This window comes from Pseudarthrobacter lactosi, assembly GCF_055412785.1.
The window spans coordinates 736,365-756,227 of record NZ_JBVAYS010000001.1; the positions used below are offsets into that span (position 1 = coordinate 736,365).

General features: G+C 64.7%; 19 protein-coding genes. 9 read left to right on the plus strand and 10 right to left on the minus strand.

Features of this window, described 5'->3' with window-relative positions; genetic code table 11:
- Positions 1 to 23 precede the first annotated feature (23 nt).
- Positions 24 to 1,295 carry a CapA family protein gene (locus ACZY0Q_RS03350; RefSeq protein WP_463914678.1) on the minus strand — a complete coding sequence of 424 codons (1,272 nt, stop codon included), beginning with the start codon at positions 1,293 to 1,295 and terminating at the stop codon, positions 24 to 26.
- 84 nt (positions 1,296 to 1,379) lie between these two features.
- Here ACZY0Q_RS03350 and ACZY0Q_RS03355 point away from each other — a divergent pair, with 84 nt between their 5' ends.
- Entirely contained in the window at positions 1,380 to 3,392 is a 2,013-nt protein-coding gene (locus tag ACZY0Q_RS03355) for a M3 family metallopeptidase (protein WP_463914681.1), read from the plus strand.
- Between the two features lie 147 nt (positions 3,393 to 3,539).
- Here ACZY0Q_RS03355 and pdxS read toward each other — a convergent pair whose 3' ends face one another.
- The 6 genes from pdxS to ACZY0Q_RS03385 form a co-directional block, all read right to left on the minus strand.
- The gene (gene pdxS / locus ACZY0Q_RS03360) at positions 3,540 to 4,466 is read right to left on the minus strand and encodes a pyridoxal 5'-phosphate synthase lyase subunit PdxS (protein WP_463914684.1); all 927 of its coding nucleotides are present in this window, start codon (positions 4,464 to 4,466) and stop codon (positions 3,540 to 3,542) included.
- 141 nt (positions 4,467 to 4,607) lie between these two features.
- Positions 4,608 to 5,231, minus strand: a complete 624-nt coding sequence (gene pgsA / locus ACZY0Q_RS03365; RefSeq protein WP_463914686.1) for a phosphatidylinositol phosphate synthase — start codon at positions 5,229 to 5,231, stop codon at positions 4,608 to 4,610.
- Positions 5,221 to 5,808, minus strand: coding sequence for an HIT family protein (locus tag ACZY0Q_RS03370; protein WP_185260685.1), 588 nt, complete (start codon positions 5,806 to 5,808; stop codon positions 5,221 to 5,223). Before ACZY0Q_RS03370 ends, pgsA begins: the two co-directional genes overlap by 11 nt.
- A 20-nt stretch (positions 5,809 to 5,828) precedes the next feature.
- Positions 5,829 to 7,838 carry a threonine--tRNA ligase gene (thrS, locus tag ACZY0Q_RS03375; protein WP_463914689.1) on the minus strand — a complete coding sequence of 670 codons (2,010 nt, stop codon included), beginning with the start codon at positions 7,836 to 7,838 and terminating at the stop codon, positions 5,829 to 5,831.
- A 116-nt stretch (positions 7,839 to 7,954) separates the two neighbouring features.
- Positions 7,955 to 11,443 carry a DNA polymerase III subunit alpha gene (locus ACZY0Q_RS03380; RefSeq protein ID WP_463914692.1) on the minus strand — a complete coding sequence of 1,163 codons (3,489 nt, stop codon included), beginning with the start codon at positions 11,441 to 11,443 and terminating at the stop codon, positions 7,955 to 7,957.
- Positions 11,440 to 11,775 carry a DUF6504 family protein gene (locus ACZY0Q_RS03385; protein WP_463914695.1) on the minus strand — a complete coding sequence of 112 codons (336 nt, stop codon included), beginning with the start codon at positions 11,773 to 11,775 and terminating at the stop codon, positions 11,440 to 11,442. The genes ACZY0Q_RS03380 and ACZY0Q_RS03385 overlap by 4 nt, the downstream gene beginning before the upstream one ends.
- A 154-nt stretch (positions 11,776 to 11,929) precedes the next feature.
- Here ACZY0Q_RS03385 and ACZY0Q_RS03390 point away from each other — a divergent pair, with 154 nt between their 5' ends.
- Positions 11,930 to 12,319, plus strand: coding sequence for a hypothetical protein (locus tag ACZY0Q_RS03390; RefSeq protein ID WP_463914698.1), 390 nt, complete (start codon positions 11,930 to 11,932; stop codon positions 12,317 to 12,319).
- 69 nt (positions 12,320 to 12,388) lie between these two features.
- On the opposite strand, the gene ACZY0Q_RS03395 is transcribed toward ACZY0Q_RS03390, so the two are convergent.
- Positions 12,389 to 12,709: a chorismate mutase gene (locus tag ACZY0Q_RS03395; RefSeq protein ID WP_463914701.1), complete on the minus strand. Its 321-nt coding sequence runs from the start codon at positions 12,707 to 12,709 to the stop codon at positions 12,389 to 12,391.
- A 19-nt stretch (positions 12,710 to 12,728) separates the two neighbouring features.
- Here ACZY0Q_RS03395 and ACZY0Q_RS03400 point away from each other — a divergent pair, with 19 nt between their 5' ends.
- Entirely contained in the window at positions 12,729 to 13,151 is a 423-nt protein-coding gene (locus ACZY0Q_RS03400; protein WP_463914704.1) for a VOC family protein, read from the plus strand.
- A 23-nt stretch (positions 13,152 to 13,174) separates the two neighbouring features.
- Here ACZY0Q_RS03400 and ACZY0Q_RS03405 read toward each other — a convergent pair whose 3' ends face one another.
- On the minus strand, positions 13,175 to 13,906 hold the full coding sequence (locus ACZY0Q_RS03405; protein ID WP_463916230.1) for an SOS response-associated peptidase: 732 nt from the start codon (positions 13,904 to 13,906) through the stop codon (positions 13,175 to 13,177).
- Positions 13,907 to 14,053: 147 nt separating this feature from the next.
- Between ACZY0Q_RS03405 and ACZY0Q_RS03410 the strand changes: the two genes are divergently transcribed.
- The 3 genes from ACZY0Q_RS03410 to ACZY0Q_RS03420 all read left to right on the plus strand — a co-directional run bounded on the left by ACZY0Q_RS03410 (position 14,054) and on the right by ACZY0Q_RS03420 (position 16,117).
- A complete protein-coding gene (locus tag ACZY0Q_RS03410) occupies positions 14,054 to 14,311 on the plus strand; it encodes a mycoredoxin (protein ID WP_056340387.1) in 258 nt (85 codons plus the stop codon).
- Positions 14,312 to 14,393: 82 nt separating this feature from the next.
- On the plus strand, positions 14,394 to 15,479 hold the full coding sequence (locus tag ACZY0Q_RS03415) for an S-(hydroxymethyl)mycothiol dehydrogenase (protein ID WP_463916232.1): 1,086 nt from the start codon (positions 14,394 to 14,396) through the stop codon (positions 15,477 to 15,479).
- Positions 15,476 to 16,117 (plus strand): MBL fold metallo-hydrolase, encoded by a 642-nt coding sequence (locus tag ACZY0Q_RS03420; protein ID WP_463914706.1) that lies wholly within the window; start codon positions 15,476 to 15,478, stop codon positions 16,115 to 16,117. The genes ACZY0Q_RS03415 and ACZY0Q_RS03420 overlap by 4 nt, the downstream gene beginning before the upstream one ends.
- 44 nt (positions 16,118 to 16,161) lie before the next feature.
- On the opposite strand, the gene ACZY0Q_RS03425 is transcribed toward ACZY0Q_RS03420, so the two are convergent.
- Positions 16,162 to 16,929, minus strand: a complete 768-nt coding sequence (locus ACZY0Q_RS03425) for a lipoate--protein ligase family protein (protein ID WP_463916234.1) — start codon at positions 16,927 to 16,929, stop codon at positions 16,162 to 16,164.
- A 16-nt stretch (positions 16,930 to 16,945) separates the two neighbouring features.
- On the opposite strand from ACZY0Q_RS03425, the gene ACZY0Q_RS03430 reads away from it, so the two are divergent.
- From ACZY0Q_RS03430 to ACZY0Q_RS03440, 3 genes are all read left to right on the plus strand, one after another.
- Complete coding sequence (locus ACZY0Q_RS03430) at positions 16,946 to 17,335, plus strand: DUF2177 family protein (RefSeq protein ID WP_463914709.1); 390 nt, start codon at positions 16,946 to 16,948, stop codon at positions 17,333 to 17,335.
- A gap of 92 nt (positions 17,336 to 17,427) precedes the next feature.
- On the plus strand, positions 17,428 to 18,132 hold the full coding sequence (locus ACZY0Q_RS03435; protein WP_463916236.1) for an endonuclease/exonuclease/phosphatase family protein: 705 nt from the start codon (positions 17,428 to 17,430) through the stop codon (positions 18,130 to 18,132).
- A gap of 22 nt (positions 18,133 to 18,154) precedes the next feature.
- Complete coding sequence (locus tag ACZY0Q_RS03440; protein WP_463914711.1) at positions 18,155 to 19,849, plus strand: SulP family inorganic anion transporter; 1,695 nt, start codon at positions 18,155 to 18,157, stop codon at positions 19,847 to 19,849.
- Positions 19,850 to 19,863 lie beyond the last annotated feature (14 nt).

Sequence of the window (19,863 nt, forward strand, 5' to 3'; positions counted from 1 at the left end):
GACGGTTCCCCCGGCGCCGTGCCTCAGGGGTCCTTCGTGATCAGCAGTTCGTGCGCACCTGCAGCGGCCGCGCCCATCGAGTCCACCACTGTGGCGGTCCGCAACCTGGTCGCTGCATCGGCCTCTGGCGTTACGCAGACACCCTGCGGTGCGTCGGTTGCCACCGAACACCAGCGGTACGGATCGCGGACAATCACCGACGGAGCCCAGGCGAGGTCCGACGCCGTCCACTTGCCGGCCGCGTCCTGGCTGAATTGCGCCCGCACCAGCAGGCCCTCGTTGTTCACCACATACCAGGGGGATAGTTCCGTGACCCCGTTGCCCAGGCCGTAGATAATCCAGGTGCCCTTGTAGTTTTCGATGGGCAGCACTGAGTGGGTGTGGTGGCCGTAGATCATGGTGAACTGGCCGCTGTCCACCAGGGCGTGGGCCACCTCCTGCTGCTGGGCGTTAGCTTCGCTGGCATACTCGTCGCCAGCGTGCATGGCACCGAGCACAATGTCCGCACCGAGGGCCCGTGCTTTGACGGCTTTGGCGATCATGGTGGGCGCATCCAGCATGTCCACCTGCCACGCGTATTCAGGGTATTGGCCGTTGAGTCCGTAGGTTCCCTGGATGATGGCAATCTTGGCTGCCTTGGTCTGCAGGATCAGGATTCCCTGGGACTCGGTTTCAGTGCGGTAGGAACCGGTGTGCTTCAGTCCCGCCGCATCCAGGGCGTCCAGGGTGCGCAGAACTCCGTCCGTGCTCCGGTCGATCGTGTGGTTGCTCGCGCTGGTGCACGCCTGGTACCCCACCGCTTTGGATGCCGTGATGATCTGGGGCGGGACGTTGAACGAGGGGTAGGCCGAGAAAGGTCCGTCGGGCCCGGCCACAGGGGTTTCCTGATGGCAGATGGCGAGGTCGCTGGCTTGGATGTACTTGCGCTGGCCCTCCAGGAGTGGGGTGAAGTCCATGCCTGTTTTGCCTGCTGCGGCAGCATCGTCGCGGGCCTGTTGCCAGAGCTGGGCGTGGACCAGCATGTCGCCGGTCACCAGCACGGACGTGCAGCGCAGCGTGGGACACGCCGGCCCCGCACCGGGGGTGGGAGTGGGCGCCGGGGTGGGGGTCGCCGTCGGGCTCGGCTGTGCTGTCCCGCCACCGGTACTCGCGGCGGCACCGGCGGAAGGAGCGGTCTGTTCGGCGATCAGGCCACAGCCAGCCAGCAGCGCCGCCGCCAGCATGCCGGCGGACACCGCAGCGGCGGAACGAACAGCACCAGCGCGCTCCGAACCAGCGCCCAACCTTTTCCCCATAGGCGCCATTGTAGGTCTGGCTGTCGCGCAAATTCCGCAAGGCCGCGCGTTGAGAAGCCTGCGGCAGTATGAAAGGTTAGCGGGATGACGAATCCCCTCCTTAGTGCCAGCACCCTGCCTTATGGGTTGCCGCCTTTTGCCCGGATCAAACTATCCGATTACGCCGAGGCGATCGAAGCTGGCCTGGCGGAACATCTGGGGGAAATCCAGGCGGTCGTGGACAACCCGGCGCCGGCGACCTTCGAGAATACGGCCGTGGCCATGGAGAGGGCCGGTCAACTGCTGGAGCGGGCCACGGCATCCTTCTTCACCCTTGCCTCAGCCGATGCAACAGATGAGATCCGTGACCTGGAGACTGAACTCTCACCCCGTATTTCGGCCCATCAGGACGAGATCTACCTCAATGGCGTGCTGTTCGACAGGTTCGCGGCGATTGACACCTCCGGGCTTGACTCTGAGTCCGTCCGGCTCGTGGAGGACTATGTGAAGGAGTTCCGCCAGTCCGGTATCCAGCTCGACAAGCCGGGCCAGGAACGGCTGAAGGAAATCAACGCGGAGCTGTCCAAACTGGGCACGGAGTTTGGCCAGCGGGTCAAGGAGGCCATGAAATCGGCCGCACTGCTGCTGGACACGGCAGCAGAGTTGGCTGGTTTGCCGGCCGACGATGTCGGCAGCGCCGCTGAGGCGGCACGCGCCGTTGGCCACAACGGAAAATTCCTGCTGACGCTGATCCAGCCCAGCAACCAGCCCGCCCTGGCTGCCCTCGAAAACCGGGACGTCCGCCGTCGCCTGTTTGAAGCCTCCATCGGCAGGGGCAGTGACGGCGGCAGCCTGGACGTCCTGGAACTGGCCAGGTCAACAGCCGGCCTGCGCGCTGAAAAGGCAGCCCTCCTGGGTTTCGCCAACTATGCCGAGCTCGTGGTGGACCGTCAGACGGCCCCGGACTTCGAGGCGGTCCAGTCCATGCTGAACAGGATGGCCCCGGCCGCGGTTCGCAATGCCGACACCGAGGCTGCGGCCCTGTCCGAGGCGGCGGGGCATCCGCTGGAGGCCTGGGACTGGGCGTTTTACTCGGCCAAGGTGCGGCGGGATAAGTACGCGGTGGACGAGCAGGCACTCCGCCCGTATTTTGAGCTGGACCGCGTTCTCCGGGACGGCGTCTTCTTCGCCGCCACGTCCCTCTACGGCATCACCTTCCACGAACGGGAGGACCTTGCCGGCTACCACCCGGACGTCCGTGTCTGGGAAGTCCGGGACCAGGCCGGGAGCGGGCTGGGGTTGTTCCTGGGCGACTACTACACCCGCGAATCCAAGCGGGGCGGCGCCTGGATGAATTCGCTGGTGGAGCAGTCGGACCTTCTCGGCACCCGGCCAGTGGTGATCAACAACCTCAATATCTCCAAGCCGCCGGCAGGCGAGCCCGCGCTCCTGACCCTGGACGAACTGCGCACCACTTTCCACGAGTTCGGACACGCGCTCCACGGCTTGTTGTCGAACGTGACGTATCCGCGTTTCGCCGGGACCTCTGTCCCCCGCGACTTTGTGGAATACCCGTCGCAGGTCAACGAGATGTGGATCCTGTGGCCGGAGGTGCTGGCAAATTATGCCCGGCACCATGTCACCGGCGAACCGCTTCCGAAGCAGGTTGTGGACAAATTGAACGATTCGCTGCTCTGGGGCGAAGGCTTCGGGACCACGGAATACCTCGGTGCTGCGCTGCTGGACCTGGCGTGGCATGTGCTGGACGAAACCGGAATCCCCGACGACGTCCTGGCGTTTGAGGCGAAATCCCTCGCCGCCGCGGGCGTCGCTCATGCCCTGATCCCGCCGCGATACCGCACCGGCTATTTCCAGCACATCTTCGCCGGAGCCGGCTATGCGGCCGGTTATTACTCATACATCTGGAGTGAGGTGCTGGATGCCGAAACGGTGGACTGGTTCACTGAGAACGGCGGCATAACGCGGGCCAACGGCGAACGCTTCCGGCAAGAGCTGCTGTCCCGCGGCAACAGCAGGGACCCGCTGGAATCCTTCCGCGCACTCCGCGGCCGCGAAGCCAAGCTAGAGCCCCTGCTAAAGCGCCGCGGCCTCGGCTGACCCTCTCCACTTCCCCAACTAGGTAGCGCTATCTGTCGTTATGAGGCTCCATAACGACAGATAGCGCTACCTAGTTGGGTCAACGGACGACGGCGGCGAGCCACCTTCGAAAAGGTGACCCGCCGCCGTCGTACTGCTTTAGGGCTGTTACCAGCCGCGCTCGGAGAGGCGGTGCGGCTGCGGGATCTCGTCCACGTTGATGCCCACCATGGCTTCGCCGAGGCCGCGGGAGGCCTTGGCGATAACGTCGGGGTCATCGAAGAACGTGGTGGCCTTGACCACAGCGGCGGCACGCTGGGCCGGGTTGCCGGACTTGAAGATACCGGAACCGACGAACACACCGTCAGCACCAAGCTGCATCATCATCGCGGCGTCAGCGGGGGTGGCGATGCCGCCCGCGGTGAACAGCACCACGGGGAGCTTGCCGGCGGCGGCAACTTCCTTTACCAGTTCGTACGGGGCCTGCAGTTCCTTAGCCGCAACGTAGAGCTCGTCCTCGGCCAGGGCCGCGAGCTTGGCGATCTCGGCGCGGATCTGGCGCATGTGCCCGGTCGCGTTGGAGACGTCACCGGTGCCGGCCTCACCCTTGGATCGGATCATCGCCGCGCCTTCGTTGATGCGGCGCAGCGCCTCACCGAGGTTGGTGGCGCCACAGACGAAGGGAACCTTAAAGTTCCACTTGTCGATGTGGTGGACGTAGTCGGCCGGGGTCAGGACTTCGGACTCGTCAATATAGTCCACGCCCAACGACTGCAGGACCTGGGCCTCCACGAAGTGGCCGATCCGGGCCTTGGCCATGACCGGCACGGAAACGGCGTCGATGATTTTGTCGATCATGTCCGGATCGGACATGCGGGACACGCCGCCCTGGGCACGGATATCGGCCGGAACCCGTTCGAGCGCCATCACTGCAACGGCACCGGCGTCTTCGGCGATGCGGGCCTGTTCAACGTTGACGACGTCCATGATGACGCCGCCCTTGAGCATCTCGGCCATGCCGCGCTTGACGCGGTTGCTGCCCGTGACGCTGTTCGCGGACGAACCGGCTTCGCTGCTTACATCAGGTGTAGACACAAAAACCCCTATGGGTAGATAGATGATCTTCGCCGGGCGTGAGGGCGGCAAGAAGCCGAAAGTACACGCACCGGGTTGCCGGATCCATTGACCGGGCAGTCACAATACTAGTCCCACGGCAGGCGGCGGGCTTAATCAGCCTTAATCCGAAGCCGCGGACTCCGCAAAGGCCTGGCGGTGGACCGTGGCGACGCGTTGGATGATGGTGATGAGGCTGGCCAGGGCCAGGAGTCCAAGCGTCACCAGAAGGACCACCGGTGGCAGCCCCAAACCAGTAAACCCGGTGACCACCAGCACCGACACCAGCCTCTCGGCCCGCTCGGCGATGCCCACATTCGCTTTGAAGCCGAGGGCTTCAGCCTTGGACCGCGCATAGGAGACCACCATGCCCAAAACCAGGCAGAGCATGGCTGCGACGGCGATGGCGTAATCGGCGCCCGCGGTGAAGAACCAGATGGCCACCCCCGCGAACAGGGCGCCGTCAGCGATCCTGTCCAAGGTGGAGTCCAGGAAGTTTCCCCAGCGGCCGCCAGTGTCGCGCAGCCGGGCCATAATGCCGTCGAGCACGTCCGAGAAGATGAAGGCGGTGATGAACAGGGTCCCCCACCAGAGCTGGCCGAGGGGGTAGAAGACCAACGCCCCGACCACCACGCCGGCGGTTCCGATGACCGTCACGGCATCAGGGGAAACACCGATTTTCAGGAGCCAACGCGCAAGCGGAGTGAACAGCGCGGTGAAAAACCCGCGCGCATGCCTATTCAGCATCTGTCTCCCCGGGCCAGGCCTCGGCAACCTGCTGGCGGACTTCATCCAGGGTCTGCGTAATGGCCTTGGTCTGGGCAATGATGGGGAAGAAGTTACCGTCCCCGCCCCAGCGCGGAACGATGTGCTGGTGCAGGTGCGCGGCGATTCCTGCCCCGCCCACCACGCCCTGGTTCATGCCAAGGTTGAACCCGCCCGGGTTCGCCACCTTGCGCAAGACCCGCATGGCTGTCTGCGTGATCTCCGCAAATTCCGCGGTCTCTTCCACCGTGAGGTCGGTGTAGTCCGGGACATGCCGGTAGGGGCAGACCAGGAGGTGGCCAGGATTGTAGGGAAACAGGTTCAAGACCACGTAACAGGTCTTTCCCCGGTAGACGATCAGGGCTTCCTCGTCCGTCCTTCCCGGCCCCACGCAGAAGGGGCAGTCGTTCTCGTTCTTGAACTGGTGCTGGCCCCCTTTGATGTAGGCCATCCGGTGCGGAGTCCACAGGCGCTGGAAAGCATCCGGCACGCCCGCGAGATCAAAGTCATCTGTCACGCCGGCATCCCCTGGATATCCTGCGCCTGTGTTCTCCTGCACGGTGTTCTTATCCGTTTCCGCTAGCTGGTCCGGTTACGGACGGCTTCTGTGATCCGCTTGACGGCTTCGGCCACCGGCACGCCGTTGTCCTGGCTCCCGTCACGGAAGCGGAAGGACACCGCGCCGGCCTCGGCGTCGTCGCCGCCGGCGATCAGGACAAACGGGATCTTGTCCTTGCTGGCGGTGCGGATTTTCTTGGGGAACCGGTCCGAGGACGTATCCACCTCGGCGCGGATCCCCGCCGCCTTGAGCTGGTCAACGACGTCGAACATGTACTCGTTGAATGTTTCGGCCACCGGGATGCCCACCACCTGGACAGGGGAAAGCCACGCGGGGAACGCACCGGCGTAGTGCTCGGTGAGCACACCCATGAAGCGCTCGATGGAACCGAAGAGCGCACGGTGGATCATTACCGGACGCTGGCGGGTGCCGTCGGCTGCCTGGAACTCCAGCTCGAAGCGTTCCGGGAGGTTGAAGTCCAGCTGGATGGTGGACATCTGCCAGGTGCGGCCCAGTGCATCCTTGGCCTGGACGGAGATCTTCGGACCATAGAAGGCTGCGCCGCCCGGATCCGCGACCAGTTCCAGGCCGGATTCCTCAGCAACCTCGGAGAGTGTCCGGGTGGCTTCTTCCCACGCGGCGTCCTCGCCGACGTACTTCTCGGGGTCCTTGGTGGACAGCTCCAGGTAGAAGTCGTTCAGGCCGTAGTCCTTGAGCAGGTCGAGCACGAACTTCAGGGTCTTGGTGAGTTCGTCCTTCATCTGCTCGCGGGTGCAGTAGATGTGGGCGTCATCCTGGGTCATGCCACGGACCCGGGTCAGGCCGTGGACCACACCGGACTTTTCGTACCGGTACACCGAACCGAATTCGAACAGACGCAGGGGCAGTTCGCGGTAGGACCGTCCACGCGAGCGGAAGATCAGGTTGTGCATGGGGCAGTTCATCGGCTTGAGGTAGTAGTCCTGGGCAGGCTTGCGGACTGTACCGTCTGCGTTAAGTTCCTCATCCACGCGCATGGGTGGGAACATGCCTTCCCTGTACCAGTCCAGGTGGCCCGAAACTTCGTACAGGTGGCCCTTGGTGATGTGGGGAGTGTAGACGAACTCGTAGCCGGCCTCGACGTGGCGTTGGCGGGAGTAGTCCTCCATCTCCTTGCGGATGATGCCGCCCTTGGGGTGGAACACCGGCAGGCCGGAGCCCAGCTCGTCCGGGAAGGAGAACAGGTCAAGTTCGACGCCGAGCTTGCGGTGGTCGCGCCGCTCAGCCTCCGCGATGCGCTCCTGGTAGGCCTTGAGCGCGTCCTTGGTGGGCCAGGCGGTGCCGTAGATGCGCTGCAGCTGCTGGTTCTTCTGATCGCCCAGCCAGTACGCGGAGGAGGACCGGGTCAGGGCGAAGGCGTTGGAGATGAGCTTGGTGTTGGGCAGGTGCGGGCCGCGGCAGAGGTCGCACCAGACCGTGGTCCCCTCTTTGCGCTCAACGTTGTCGTAGATGGTGATGTCGCCGGCGCCGACCTCGACGTTGACGCCCTCGCCGGCTTCGGCTGCGTTGTTCTTCTTGCCCAGGAGTTCGAGCTTGTAGGGCTCGTTCTTCATGGCCTCGCGGGCTTCGTCCTCGCTGACCACGCGACGGACGAACTTCTGGTTCTGGTTGACGATCTTGAGCATCATCTTCTCGAGGGTCTTGAGGTCCTCGGGGGTGAACGGCTCGGCGACGTCGAAGTCGAAGTAGAAGCCATCGGTGATGTAGGGGCCGATGCCCAGCTTGGCGTCGGGGCGCAGCTGCTGCACTGCCTGGGCCATCACGTGGGCAGTGGAGTGGCGCAGGACGTCCAGGCCGTCAGGGGAATCGATGGTGACGCCCTCGATCTCGGCGCCCTCGGGCAGCTCCTGGTCCAGGTCCTTCAGCTCGCCGTTGACGCGGGCAACAACAACATCGCGGCGCTCAAAGAAGAGTTCCGCACCGGTTGTCCCGGTAGTCACCTTGGTCTCTTCGCCATCGACGATGAGGGTGATCTGCTGGGCATCTGACACGGGTGTCTCCTATTCAAAGTTTTAGGCTTCATAGCTTGTGGCATACGGGGACCACAGCCAGCCATCGTCAATGCTATCGGTTTCCCGGGAGGCCGACCAACGGGACCCGCGGCCGCTCAGCCGCCCATTCCGGTAATCGCAAGGCTTCGGCTGATCCCGTCGAGGGGATGCGGCACATCGCTGCTCTCCACACGGTCCGCCGCGAACGGCAGGGATTCCACCCGGCTCAGGTCCCAGGCCATGCTGGCGCTCAGGCTGATTCCGCGCGGACCAGTCCGCCGCGTGGTGCCCCGGATCAGCAGCAGCCTGGTGCCGAACAGCAACAGCCCCGCCTGCTCCTGGGCTTCGTGGAAGAACACGGAGTCGACGCAGCCGGTGCCGTCATCGATGCTGATGAACACCACCCTCCGGCCGCCACGCATGGGCGGGGTCTGGGTGGCGATGCGCACCCCGGCCACCAGTACCTCGGTGTTGTTGCGCAGGCTCAACAATTTGTCGGCAGTGGTTACCCCCAGCCGGTCCAGCATGGGCCGGTGGCTGTCCATCAGGTGCCCGCTGACGTCTATGGCCATCAGGTCCAGTTCGGCCCGGACGTTTTCCACCAGGGTGGGTGCGGGAAGCCCTGGTTTGACGTTCCGCAGTTCCACATCCCCCAGCGGCAGGGACAGCTGCCCTTCCATGATGTCGACGCCCTTCCTTGTCCCGCCCGCGGCCTGGAGCTTTTGCAGATGCTGGACGAGGTCTGCACGGTTGGCTGCGCCGCCCGACTCCCGGTGCAGGGAATCAAAGGCACCCAGCTGGGCGAGCCTTTTGATGCTTGGCTTGCTCAGCCTGGACCGTGCCCGGAGGTCTGCCAGGGAGTCGTAGGGCTGGCCGGCGACAATCCGTTTAAGCTCGGTCCCGGACAGGCCATAGATGCCGTTAAGGCTCAGCCTGATCCCCAGCTTGCCGGCATCCGGCCCGTCCGCGACCCGTTCCACCCGGTACTCGGCCTGGCTGCGGTTGATGTCCAGCGGCAGGATGGGGATGCCCAGCCTGCGGGCCTCGGCCACCAGCAGCCGTTTGGGGTACATCCCGGGATCGTGTTCCCACAGCCCGGCGAGGAAAGCCTCGGGATGGTGTGTCTTGAGCCAGGCCGACTGGTAGGTGGGAACGGCAAATGCCGCACCGTGCGCCTTGCAGAAGCCGAAGCTGCCAAAGGCTTTCAGGGTCCCCCAGACCTTGTCCACCACTTCCGGGGAGTACCCCTTGATCCGGGCCTCCTTGCGGAAGAACTCTTCCACTTTCAGCTCGTGGACCTCGTCGCCGAGCGCCCGGCGGAACTCATCTGCGCGCGCCAGGCCGCAGCCGGTCATCACGTGGAAGGTTTTCAGGATCTGTTCATGGAAGACAGTGACCCCATGCGTTTCCTGCAGCACGGGTTTCAGGTCAGGGTGCGGGTAGACCTCCGGCGCGAAGCCGTGCCTGTACTCCAGGAAAGGCCGCACCATGTCCGATTTCATCGGGCCTGGCCGGAACAGCGAAATGTCGATGATGAGGTCATTGAACTCACGCGGCGCCAGCTTGCCGATCAGCTCCCGCTGTCCGGGCGACTCGATCTGGAAACAGCCCAGGGTGTGTGTGCTGCGAATCAGTTCGTAGGTTGGTTCATCATCCAACGGCACAGCGTTGAGGTCGATGTGTCCGTTCTCGGCGATGTAGTCCGGCCCGGTCCCGTCAGGACCTGCAGGGTGGGCCCCTGCCACCACCACTTCCGCCTTGGAAGGATGGATCCGGATGACTTCCCGGACGGCAAACGCCATGGCGCTCTGCATCCTGACCCCCAGGACATCAAGCTTGAGCATGCCCATGGGATCCATGTCGTGTTTATCGAACTGGCTCATGGGCAGCCCCAGTCCACTGGGCTGCACCGGCGTCCGGTCAAGCAGCGTGGCATCGCCCAGGATCACCCCGCACGGATGCATCGAAATATGGCGGGGCAGCCGGTCCAGCCGTTCGGTGAGGTCCACCAGCAGGTCAAGCTGCTGGTTTTCGGTGAAGTCCCGCTGTTCCACCCGTCCGGCGAACTCCCGCAGCTCAGGTTTTTCAACCAGTGCCTCACGGAATTTCCGGGCCGAAAAGCGCCACAGCTGCTTGGCGATCTCGCCGACGTCGTCATGGTCCATGCCCAGGGCCATCCCGGCGTCGCGGACGGCACCGCGGGCGCGGTACCCGTTCTGCATGCTCATCAGCGTGACGCGCTCGGAACCGAAACGGTCAAAGATCCGCCGGTACACGTTGTGCCGCTCGGCGCTTTCAACGTCGATGTCGATGTCCGGCAACGTGGCCCGGTCCCGGGACAGGAAGCGTTCGAAGATCAGGTCGTGTTGCAGGGGGTCCACCTGGCTGACATCAATCAGGTAGTTGACCAGGCTGGAAGCCCCGGAACCGCGGGCCGCTGCCCTGACCCCCATGTCCTGGATCATCCGGGAGACCTCCGCGACCGTGAGGAAGTAGGAGGAAAACCCGAGGTTCCTGATGATCCCCAGCTCGTGCTCCAGCCGCGAGCGCATGTCTTTGTGGGCTGAGCCTGATATTCCGGGGAACCGCCTGCTGATCCCGGACTCACAGCGCTGCACCAGTTCATCGTGCGGGTCCTGGCTGATGCCTATGACCGATGCCTCGGGGACTACCGGCCGCTTCCAGCCCATGTCAGTCACCGGGTCAATCCGGCAGAAGTCGGCGAGCGCCTCGGTCTGTGCCATCAGTTGCTTGAGGTCCGCTGCACCATATCCTGCAGCGCGGATGATTTCCTTGCCGAGCTGAAGCATCTGCGCAGAGGATTTGAGCCAGCCCTGCCCGTTGGGCTGGAGCAGCGGTTCGGCCGCGAGTTCGGGGAGGGACTTCAGGGTCCGGGCGGAGTCGAGCACGTCCGCCGTGGCGGCTCCGTCCTCTGCGCAGTAGCGGACCGCGTTGGTGAGCACGGCCGGTACATGGTGTTCTTCCGCGAGCTTGAGCATTCGTACCGCATGGGCGGTGCTCAGGGGCGTCCCGGGGGCAGTGAGCTGGGAGACGACTTCCGCCACCAGGGTTTTTGGGGGCATGGCGTCCAGCCAGCCTTTGAAAAGGGTGCGCGGACGGAGGTAACGCCGGCCGCCCATGGCCCGTCCGACGTCGGAATCCGGGCCGATCAGTACCGTCAGGACCGGCTTCAGGGTTTTGGGGTCGAGTGTGCGGGAGGCGAGTTCGGCGCGGGTGACCGCCACCGGCACCGCTCCCCCGGCTTTGCCGGAGGTGCGGGCATGGGCATCGGACACCAGCCGGCACAGGGCGCGGTAGCCCGCCCCGTTGTTGTTGCCACGGGCGAGCACCACCACCCTGCCGGCGAGCTGGGTGCGGTGGTCGCCGTCGTCGTCGAAAACCGCAAGGTCCACACCCACGATGGGGTCGATGCCGGCGGCCATGCAGGCTTTGAGGTGTTTGATGGTGCCGTACAGGCCGTCCCGGTCCGTGCAGGCGAGCGCGGTTGCGCCGTCCGCGGCGGCAACCTGGGCCAGTTCATCGGGCCAGGCCACGCCATAGTGTGCGCTGAAGGCCGTGGAAACGTGAAGGTGGGAGAAGCTCATGCCGTTTGGGGCCGGAGTGCGTCGTGGATCCGCAGGATCCTCCAGCGGCCACTGCCGACATGCCTGCTCAGGTCCAGGGTGAGCGGCTCTCCTGCATCCCGAGGGCCGGCAGTCTGCGGGTCCGGCTGTACTTGGACGCGCCAGATTTCATGGTCCACCAGCCCCGGCCCGCTGCCGAGGGGCGCCCGGCGTTCCTCGGCCCACCACTGCCGGCGTTCGTACCACCGGACAGGCTCGGCGCACACCGTGTAGTGCCGCCCGGCCCACTGGAGTTTCAGCGGCTGGCCCGCAGGGGTGCAGACGACGTCCACGGACTCGCTGAACATACCCATGGGCGCCTCCCGAACTGAACGGATCTGATGCAAAATGCTGACGCAAAAAGCACAGTATTCGAATACATGTTCGAATAAATCAAGTCTACGACGGCGCTCCGACAAAACCTAGACAGGGGTGGACGGACGGGCAGCAGGAGGGCAGGATTGTGGCATGAGCACCCATGACGCACTCCTCAAGCACGTAAGCATCAAGGCCCAGGACGAAAAGCTCGTGGCAACCTTCGCTATCGACGGCAACATTCCGGGGGCAGGTGCGTACGTAGTGGGACTGGTGGCGGCGAGCCCGGATTACTCATCACAGAGACGGTTGGGCATTGAGTTCATGAACGGGGAGGCCATTGCCTTCTACTCGTTCAGCCATGACCAGAGCGCCGAGGAAAACTATGATCTTGCCGGCGTGACGCACTCGGGCAACACCATCACGGGCAACTTCCCTGTCGCCGCCGTCCATGGCCTGGGCAAGGGACACATCATGTCGGCCTTCAGCGAGGCTGACGGCCGGGAATTCCAGTCGGGCGTCGCCGTCGAGGAAGCGCTCTAGGGAGCACGCAACTAGCAAACACCGGGCAGGTGCTGCCGGAACCTTATCCGAGCAGCACCTGTGGCGGCGTCAGCTGCTTTTTTTGTGGACCTTCATTTCGAGTTCGATGAACCCCGAGATCATGGCCCGGTAGGTTGATTCCACGATGTCCGGATCAATGTCCTTCTTGTCCGCGGCGGCCCGGACATGCTCAATCACCCGTTCCACCCGGCCGGGGGCGCGGACTTCAGCGTCGTCCCCCTTCAGGGTTCCGGCGATCCGGATCAGGCGTTCACGCCGCGCAATGAGCGTGACAATCTGCTCATCAACCTCGTCGACCGCAATCCGAACGGCTGCGAGCTGTTCCTTGTCGGCCAAAGCATCCCGATCGTTTCCTTGAATTGTTGCCATCTTCTGACAGTATCGAAGCATGCAGCCCAGAGTCGACTTCATTTCGCTAGGCGTTCGCAGTGTTGACGCCTCCCGCCGGTTCTACGCGGAAGGCCTCGGCTGGCCTGTCCACCGGGAGTTTCCCGGCGATGTGGTGTTCATCCAGGTCAACCACGGGCTCATCCTTTCCCTGTGGGACGCCGCGCAGATGCATGCCGAGGCCGGTGTAGGTGCCCCCGGCCCGGTCCCCTGCATCACGCTCAGCCACAACCTGCCCAACACCGAGGCGGTGGACCGGGTCATGGCGGAGGCGGCATCGGCCGGGGCCACAATCGTCGCCGCGCCCGTCACCCAGCCCTGGGGCGGATACAGCGGCTATTTCGCCGATCCGGACGGTTTCCGCTGGGAGATTGCCTATAACCCCACCTGGACAGTGGACGACGGCGGCCAGGTCACCGTCTAGGGCACCTCACCCGGAGTGCCGGCTCAGAAGAGCGCCTCCACCGGCCGGATGAGTTCAGGGGAATTGTTGCGTACGTTGCCCACCTCGGTGCCGACCGAATCCACGTGCCAGTCCGCAGCGACTTCCTTCACGTGGGCCCGGACCAGGTCCACGAGGAAGGCGGCGTCATCGATCTGCGGGTCAAGCCAGGACGCCATCGTGGCCCGGTCCATGGGCAGCGGCACGCGGTCGTGCAACTCCGTGAGCTTGCCGAAAATGGTGGACTCGGCTCCGGGCGGCGGCGTGTCTGCCGTCAGGATGGATGTGGAGAGCATCCACCGGCCGGGATCGTCCTCTGCCTTGGACGGATCCTTCCACCATTCATAGAGGCCCGCGAACACCAGCCCGCTGCCTTTGCCCGGATGGACGTAGTAGGGCTGCTTGGCTTTGCCTGTGCCCTGCTTCCATTCGTAGTACCCGTCCGCCGGGACAGCGCAGCGCCGTGACTTCACGGCCTTGCGGAAGGCCGGCTTCTCCAGCACAGTCTCGCTCCGCGCGTTGATCATCTTGGGGCCGATTCCCGGATCCTTCGCCCAGGACGGCACCAGGCCCCAGCGGGCCACATGCAGCTGCCGCACGGGGCCGTCGTCAATCAGCCGTTCCAGGACGATCGGGACAGCGTCGGTTGGCGCCACGTTCCACGACGGGGGAAGGTGCACTTCCTCCTCCAGCTCGGCATCAAAGTCGGCCAGCAAATCGCCCACGGCCCGTGCCATCACATAGCGTCCACACATGGCTCCAGCATGCCATCAGCGTTATCTACTGTCATCCGGCACCGCATCCGCCGGCCCGGCTCAGGGAATAGCCCGCACCGAGATACCGTTGACGGGAAAGAACCCCCTCAACGATTTCAGGAGAGCTCCGTGGACTTTACCCCCGAGAACGGCACCATCACCATGTTTTCCACCACCTGGTGCGGCTACTGCAACCGCCTGAAGAAGCAGCTGGACGCGCAGGGCATCGGCTACACGGAAATCAACATCGAAGAGGTGGAGGGCACAGCCGACCTCGTCGAGAAGCTCAACGGCGGCAACCGCACCGTCCCCACCGTGCTCTTCCCGGACGGCACCGCCGCCACCAACCCTTCCGCCGCCGAAGTAAAGAGCCGCCTCGCAGCCTGACCGCGTCAGCTCATGTGGTAGACAGAACGGGACCAATATCCGTGTTGGTCCCGTTCTGTCTATCTGCATGAGGGAGCCTTTCGTGGTCCATAAAGTCAAAGGTGTCGTAGCCCGCTCCAAGGGCGCCCCGGTCACTCTGGAGACCATCCTGGTTCCGGATCCGGGTCCGGGCGAGGCCCTGGTGGACATCCTCACCAGCGGCGTCTGCCATACCGACCTGCACTACAAACTGGGCGGCATCAGCGATGACTTCCCCTTTCTTCTGGGCCACGAAGCAACCGGAGTGGTCAGCGCGGTAGGGCCGGACGTCACAAGCGTCGCCCCGGGCGACCGCGTGGTGCTCAACTGGCGGGCCGTCTGCGGCAACTGCCGTGCGTGCAACCGCGGCCAGGCCCAGTACTGCTTCAACACCCACAACGCCACCCAGAAAATGACGCTCGAGGACGGCACAGAACTGTCCGCCGCCCTGGGCATCGGAGCGTTCATCGAAAAGACCCTCGTCGCTGCCGGCCAGTGCACCAAGGTGGATCCCGACGCCGATGCCGCCGCGATCGGCCTGCTCGGCTGCGGCGTGATGGCCGGGCTGGGCGCCGCAATCAACACCGGCGGCGTCAAGCGCGGTGACACCGTCGCCGTCATTGGCTGCGGCGGTGTGGGCGTGGCTGCCATCGCCGGCGCGGCGCTCGCCGGCGCCACCACCATCATCGCCGTCGACATCGACCCGAAAAAGCTGGAACGCGCCAAGGGCCTCGGTGCCACCCACACCGTGGATTCCTCGGATTCCGATCCGGTGGAGAAAATCCGCGAACTCACCGGCGGCTTCGGCGCTGACGTGGTGATTGACGCCGTCGGACGCCCCGAAACGTACAAGCAGGCGTTCTACGCGCGCGATCTCGCCGGAACCGTGGTGCTGGTGGGCGTCCCGACGCCGGAGATGACCCTGGAGCTGCCCCTGCTGGACGTATTCGGCCGCGGCGGCTCGCTGAAGTCCTCCTGGTACGGCGACTGCCTGCCGTCCCGGGACTTCCCCATGCTGATCAGCCTCTACAAGCAGGGCAAGCTGGACCTGGACGCCTTCGTGACCGAGCGGATCACCATCGACCAGGTGGAGGAAGCGTTCGAGAAGATGCACTCCGGTTCCGTGCTGCGTTCGGTGGTGGAACTGTGAGCGTCCGGATCGAGCACCTCGTCACGTCCGGTACGTTCTCGCTCGACGGCGGCACCTGGGATGTGGACAACAACGTCTGGATCGTGGGCAACGATGAGGAATGCGTGGTCATCGATCCCGCACACGATGCCAAGGCCGTAGCCGCCGCCGTCGGTGGCCGGAAGCTCAAGGCGATCCTGCTGACCCACGGCCACGACGACCACATCCGGTCGGTGGCTGACTTCTGGGACCTCGTCCAGGCACCGATCCACCTTCACCAGGAGGACTGGATGCTGTGGCGGAACGTCTACCCGGAGGTGGAACCGGACGTCGCCATCAAGCACGGCGACGTCATTGAGGTGGCGGGGGCCAGCCTGACGGCCCTGCACACCCCGGGTCACTCGCCGGGCTCCGTGTCCTTCCACCTGGTTGACGGACCCGACGGCGAGGGTTCGCTTTTCAGCGGTGACACCCTGTTCCAGGGTGGGCCCGGCGCCACGGGAAGGTCGTACAGCGACTTCCCCACCATCATCGAGTCGATCCGGACGTGGCTGCTGTCGCTGCCGGCGGAAACAGTGGTCCGGACCGGGCACGGCGACAGCACCACCATCGGAGCAGAAGCCCCGCACCTGGACGAGTGGATCGCCCGGGGCCACTAAGGTCCCCAGCGAGCCGGCCAGCCGGCCGGCCCCGTCAGCGCGGCCTACGCCTCCCGAGTGTCCAAACCTGCATAGTTGCTGAAGTCGGCGTGCCGGAGGGAGGCGTGGTCTGCGTACGCGGCAATTACGGCGTCCTGGACATCCTGCACCGTGAGCCCGGGCACGAGGTCGTTGGCTGCGCCGGCGGTGGCCGGGTCCCAGTCCAGGCCCAAAGCGGCATAGCTGTCCGTCAGGACGCTGCGGATGGGGGCGGAATTTTCCACCACGATCACGGAACTGAACAGCCACCCGCCGCTCACCACGCGTTGGGCCGTTCCGACGAGTTTGATCCGGCGCGCCGGGTCGGCCGGGTCGGTTCCGTGAACGCTGAACTCGCCCGGGCAGTACTCCCCCGGAATTTCGCCGACGGCGGCCTGCACCCCGACGTTCCGCAGTGATTGCGCCAGCAGCTCACCAAAGAAACCGAACCGGTCCTTGGAACCGGCAATGGCATCGGCATGGGGCATCACGTGGTCCACCACAAGGGTGCCCTCGTGGTACGCGGCGGCCCGGCCCCCGGCCTTGCGCACCAGGGGTTCAAATCCGTGGTCCCGGCACGCCTGGGCGGCCGTCTCGAAGCCGGGCAGGCGGGTATCCCGCTGGCCGAAGGCAACAGTGGGCGCGGGCCGGTACAGCCGGAGCGTGGGGCCGATCCTGCCGGTCTTCGCCTGGGTCAGCAGTTCGAGGCCGAATTCCAGGTCGCGTGCGGCGCCGAGGGTATGATCCTGCCGCACCACAGTGAGCGTCCGGAGTCCGTCGTCAGCGTCCTGCATGTTGCTAAGCTCCCTTATGGTCATATTGCAATTCCTCGTAGTAGCGGCTGCGTTCGCGGTCATCGACGCCGTCTGGCTCAAGCTCATGAACCCGTTCTACCGCAGCCACATCGGTGAGCTGCTCGCAGACAAGCCACATTTAGGTTACGCCGTGGCTTTCTATGTCATGTACATAGCGGGGATCCTCTTCTTTGCGCTGCGGCCGGCGCTCGACGGCGGCAGCTGGCTGACCGCCGTCGGCTATGGGGCCGCCTTGGGCGCCTTTGCCTACGCGACATACGACCTCACGAATGCCGCCACGCTTAAGACGTGGCCGCTGCAGCTTATTGTGGTGGACATCCTGTGGGGTGCCGCCCTCACCGGGCTGTCCACCCTCGCCGGATGGCTGGTGTTCCGCTCCACCTGACATCCAGCGGATTAATACTGCACCGTCCCCACCGGGTGGCTAAACTCAGGAACTGGGTCCACCCGCTACTCCTCAGAAGAGGTAATCCACTGATACGCGTCATTAGCTACAATCTCCGTAAGCACCACGCCAGCGGGGAATTGGTCGATCTTGCCCAGAACTTCGGCGTCGATGCCCTGTGCCTCCAGGAGTGTGACACCTCGGACCTGCCGGACACGCTGGGACCGCTGAAGCTCGCCGACTCCACCCAGGGCAACCGGCTGGGGCTGGCCATCTACTACCGGCCTGACCGGTTCACGGCCCACGGCACCAAGACCTTCGCGCTCAAGAAGTCCCTGCACGACATGGTCCTGGCGCCTGCCCATGAGCGCCTCATCGGCACGCGCGTACGGGACAACGAGACCGACCACGAACTGGTCATCGCCTCCTTCCACGCTGCACCGCTGACCGCCACCAACTCGCTGCGGCGCAACCAGATCCATGCCGCCCACGCAGAACTCCTGGGTATGGGAACCGGCCTCATGACCTTGATGGTGGGTGACTTCAACTACCCCTTCTTCACGAAGAACCTCAACGAACACATGAAAAACACCGGCTACGAGCTCTCCCTCAGTGACCGCCGGACCTACACGCGCTACAAAGTATTCAAGGGCCACTTCGACTTCGCCACGTCCCTGGGCCTGAACATCGAGAACGTGGAAACCTTGCCCCGTGGCGCCTCCGACCACCTGCCCATTCTGGTGACCGCCGAATACGGCCAGGACTCGACCCCGCTTCAGGAGCCCCCGGCGTCCTGACTTCACCTATTTGGAGGCCCGAGTGCTGAACGGCTGGATCAGCAAGGCGCTACCTGGCGTTGGTGTTGCCCGGGGCTACAAACGGTCTTGGCTGAAGCCTGACCTGGTGGCCGGGGCAGCCCTGAGTGCAGCCCTGGTGCCCGCAGGGATGGCGTACGCCGAGGCCAGCGGGCTTCCCGCCGTGAACGGGCTATACGCCTCCGTGATTCCGATGATCGTCTATGCCGTGTTCGGGCCATCCCGGGTGGTCATCGTGGGGCCGGACTCGGCGCTGGCCCCCATGATCGCGGCCGCCATCCTTCCGCTGGCCGGGCAGGATCCGGAGAAGGCTGTACCCATGGCCGGGGTGCTGGCCATCCTGATCGGACTTTTCCTGATCGCGGGCCGGATCTTAAAGCTGGGGTTTGTGACGGGATTGCTGTCCCGGCCTATTCGCGTTGGATACCTCAACGGCATCGCGTTGGCCGTCACGGTCAGCCAGCTTCCGCGGCTGCTGGGGATCGAGGTCTCCGCCGATGGCCTCTTTGAACGCCTCGCCTCCCTGACCGGAGCCGTCTTCAGCGGCGGCATCAATCCCGTCGCCCTGGCTGTGGGTGCAGGCAGCGTGGCCGTCATTGTCGCCGGCCGTTTTCTTCCCTGGAAGGTACCCAGCGTCCTGTTTGCCGTGGCGGGCTCCATCGCGGTCGTGGCCGCACTGGGCCTGACCGGGCAGCTGCCCATGGTCGGTGCACTGCCGCAGGGACTCCCGGCCCCTGGGCTGGGCGGCGTTGGCATGGACGAGGTCCTCTCGCTTGTGGGCCCGGCAGCCGGCATCGCGCTGATCGCTTTCGCGGACACCTCCACATTGTCCAAGAGTCTCGCAGCGCGCCGCGGAATGAGGGTGAACGGCAACGAGGAAATGGGGGCATTGGGCATCGCCAACGTCGCCACGGGGGTGCTGGGCGGCTTTCCGGTGAGTGGAAGTTCCTCCCGGACACCGATAGTGCTCGACGCCGGGGCGAAAACGCAGCTCAGCGGTGTGGTCGCGGCCTTGATCGTGGTCCTGTTTATGGTCGCAGCACCGGGGGTAACGGCCTTCCTTCCCACCGCCACGCTCGCCGCCGTGGTGATCGTGGCGGCGGCGTCGCTGGTTGATGTAAGGACGCTGGTTCGCCTGGTCAGGATGAGCCGGATGGAGACCCTCCTGCTGGTGGTCACGTTCCTCGGCGTCGCTTTTGTAGGGGTCCTGCCGGGCATCGCCGTGGCCATTGGACTGTCACTTCTGGCGTTTGTCCGGCGCGCCTGGGATCCATACTGCACCGAACTGGCGAGTCTTGCCGACGTTCCGGGCTTCCACGACCTGGACCGGCATCCCGAAGGACAGCGGGTGGAGGGACTGGTGATTGCCCGCTTCGATGCACCGCTGTTTTTTGCCAACGGGGAAGTCTTCGCCGAGCACATCCGCAGCCTGGTGGACGCTGCGCCCTGGCCGGTGAAGTGGGTCATTGTGGCGGCCGAGCCGATCACGGGCCTTGATACAACGGCACTGGATGAGCTCGTCCAGCTCGACGATGAACTGGCGCAGGAGGGCGTCAGCCTGGTCTTCGCGGAAATGAAGGGACCCATCAAGGACCGCCTGATCCGGTTCGGGGAGAGCGCCCGTTTCACTGCTGACCATTTCTTCCCCACCCTGGGCAATGCGGTGCGAAGCTACAAAAGTGTCACCGGGGCCAAATAGTCACAGCTGTCGAA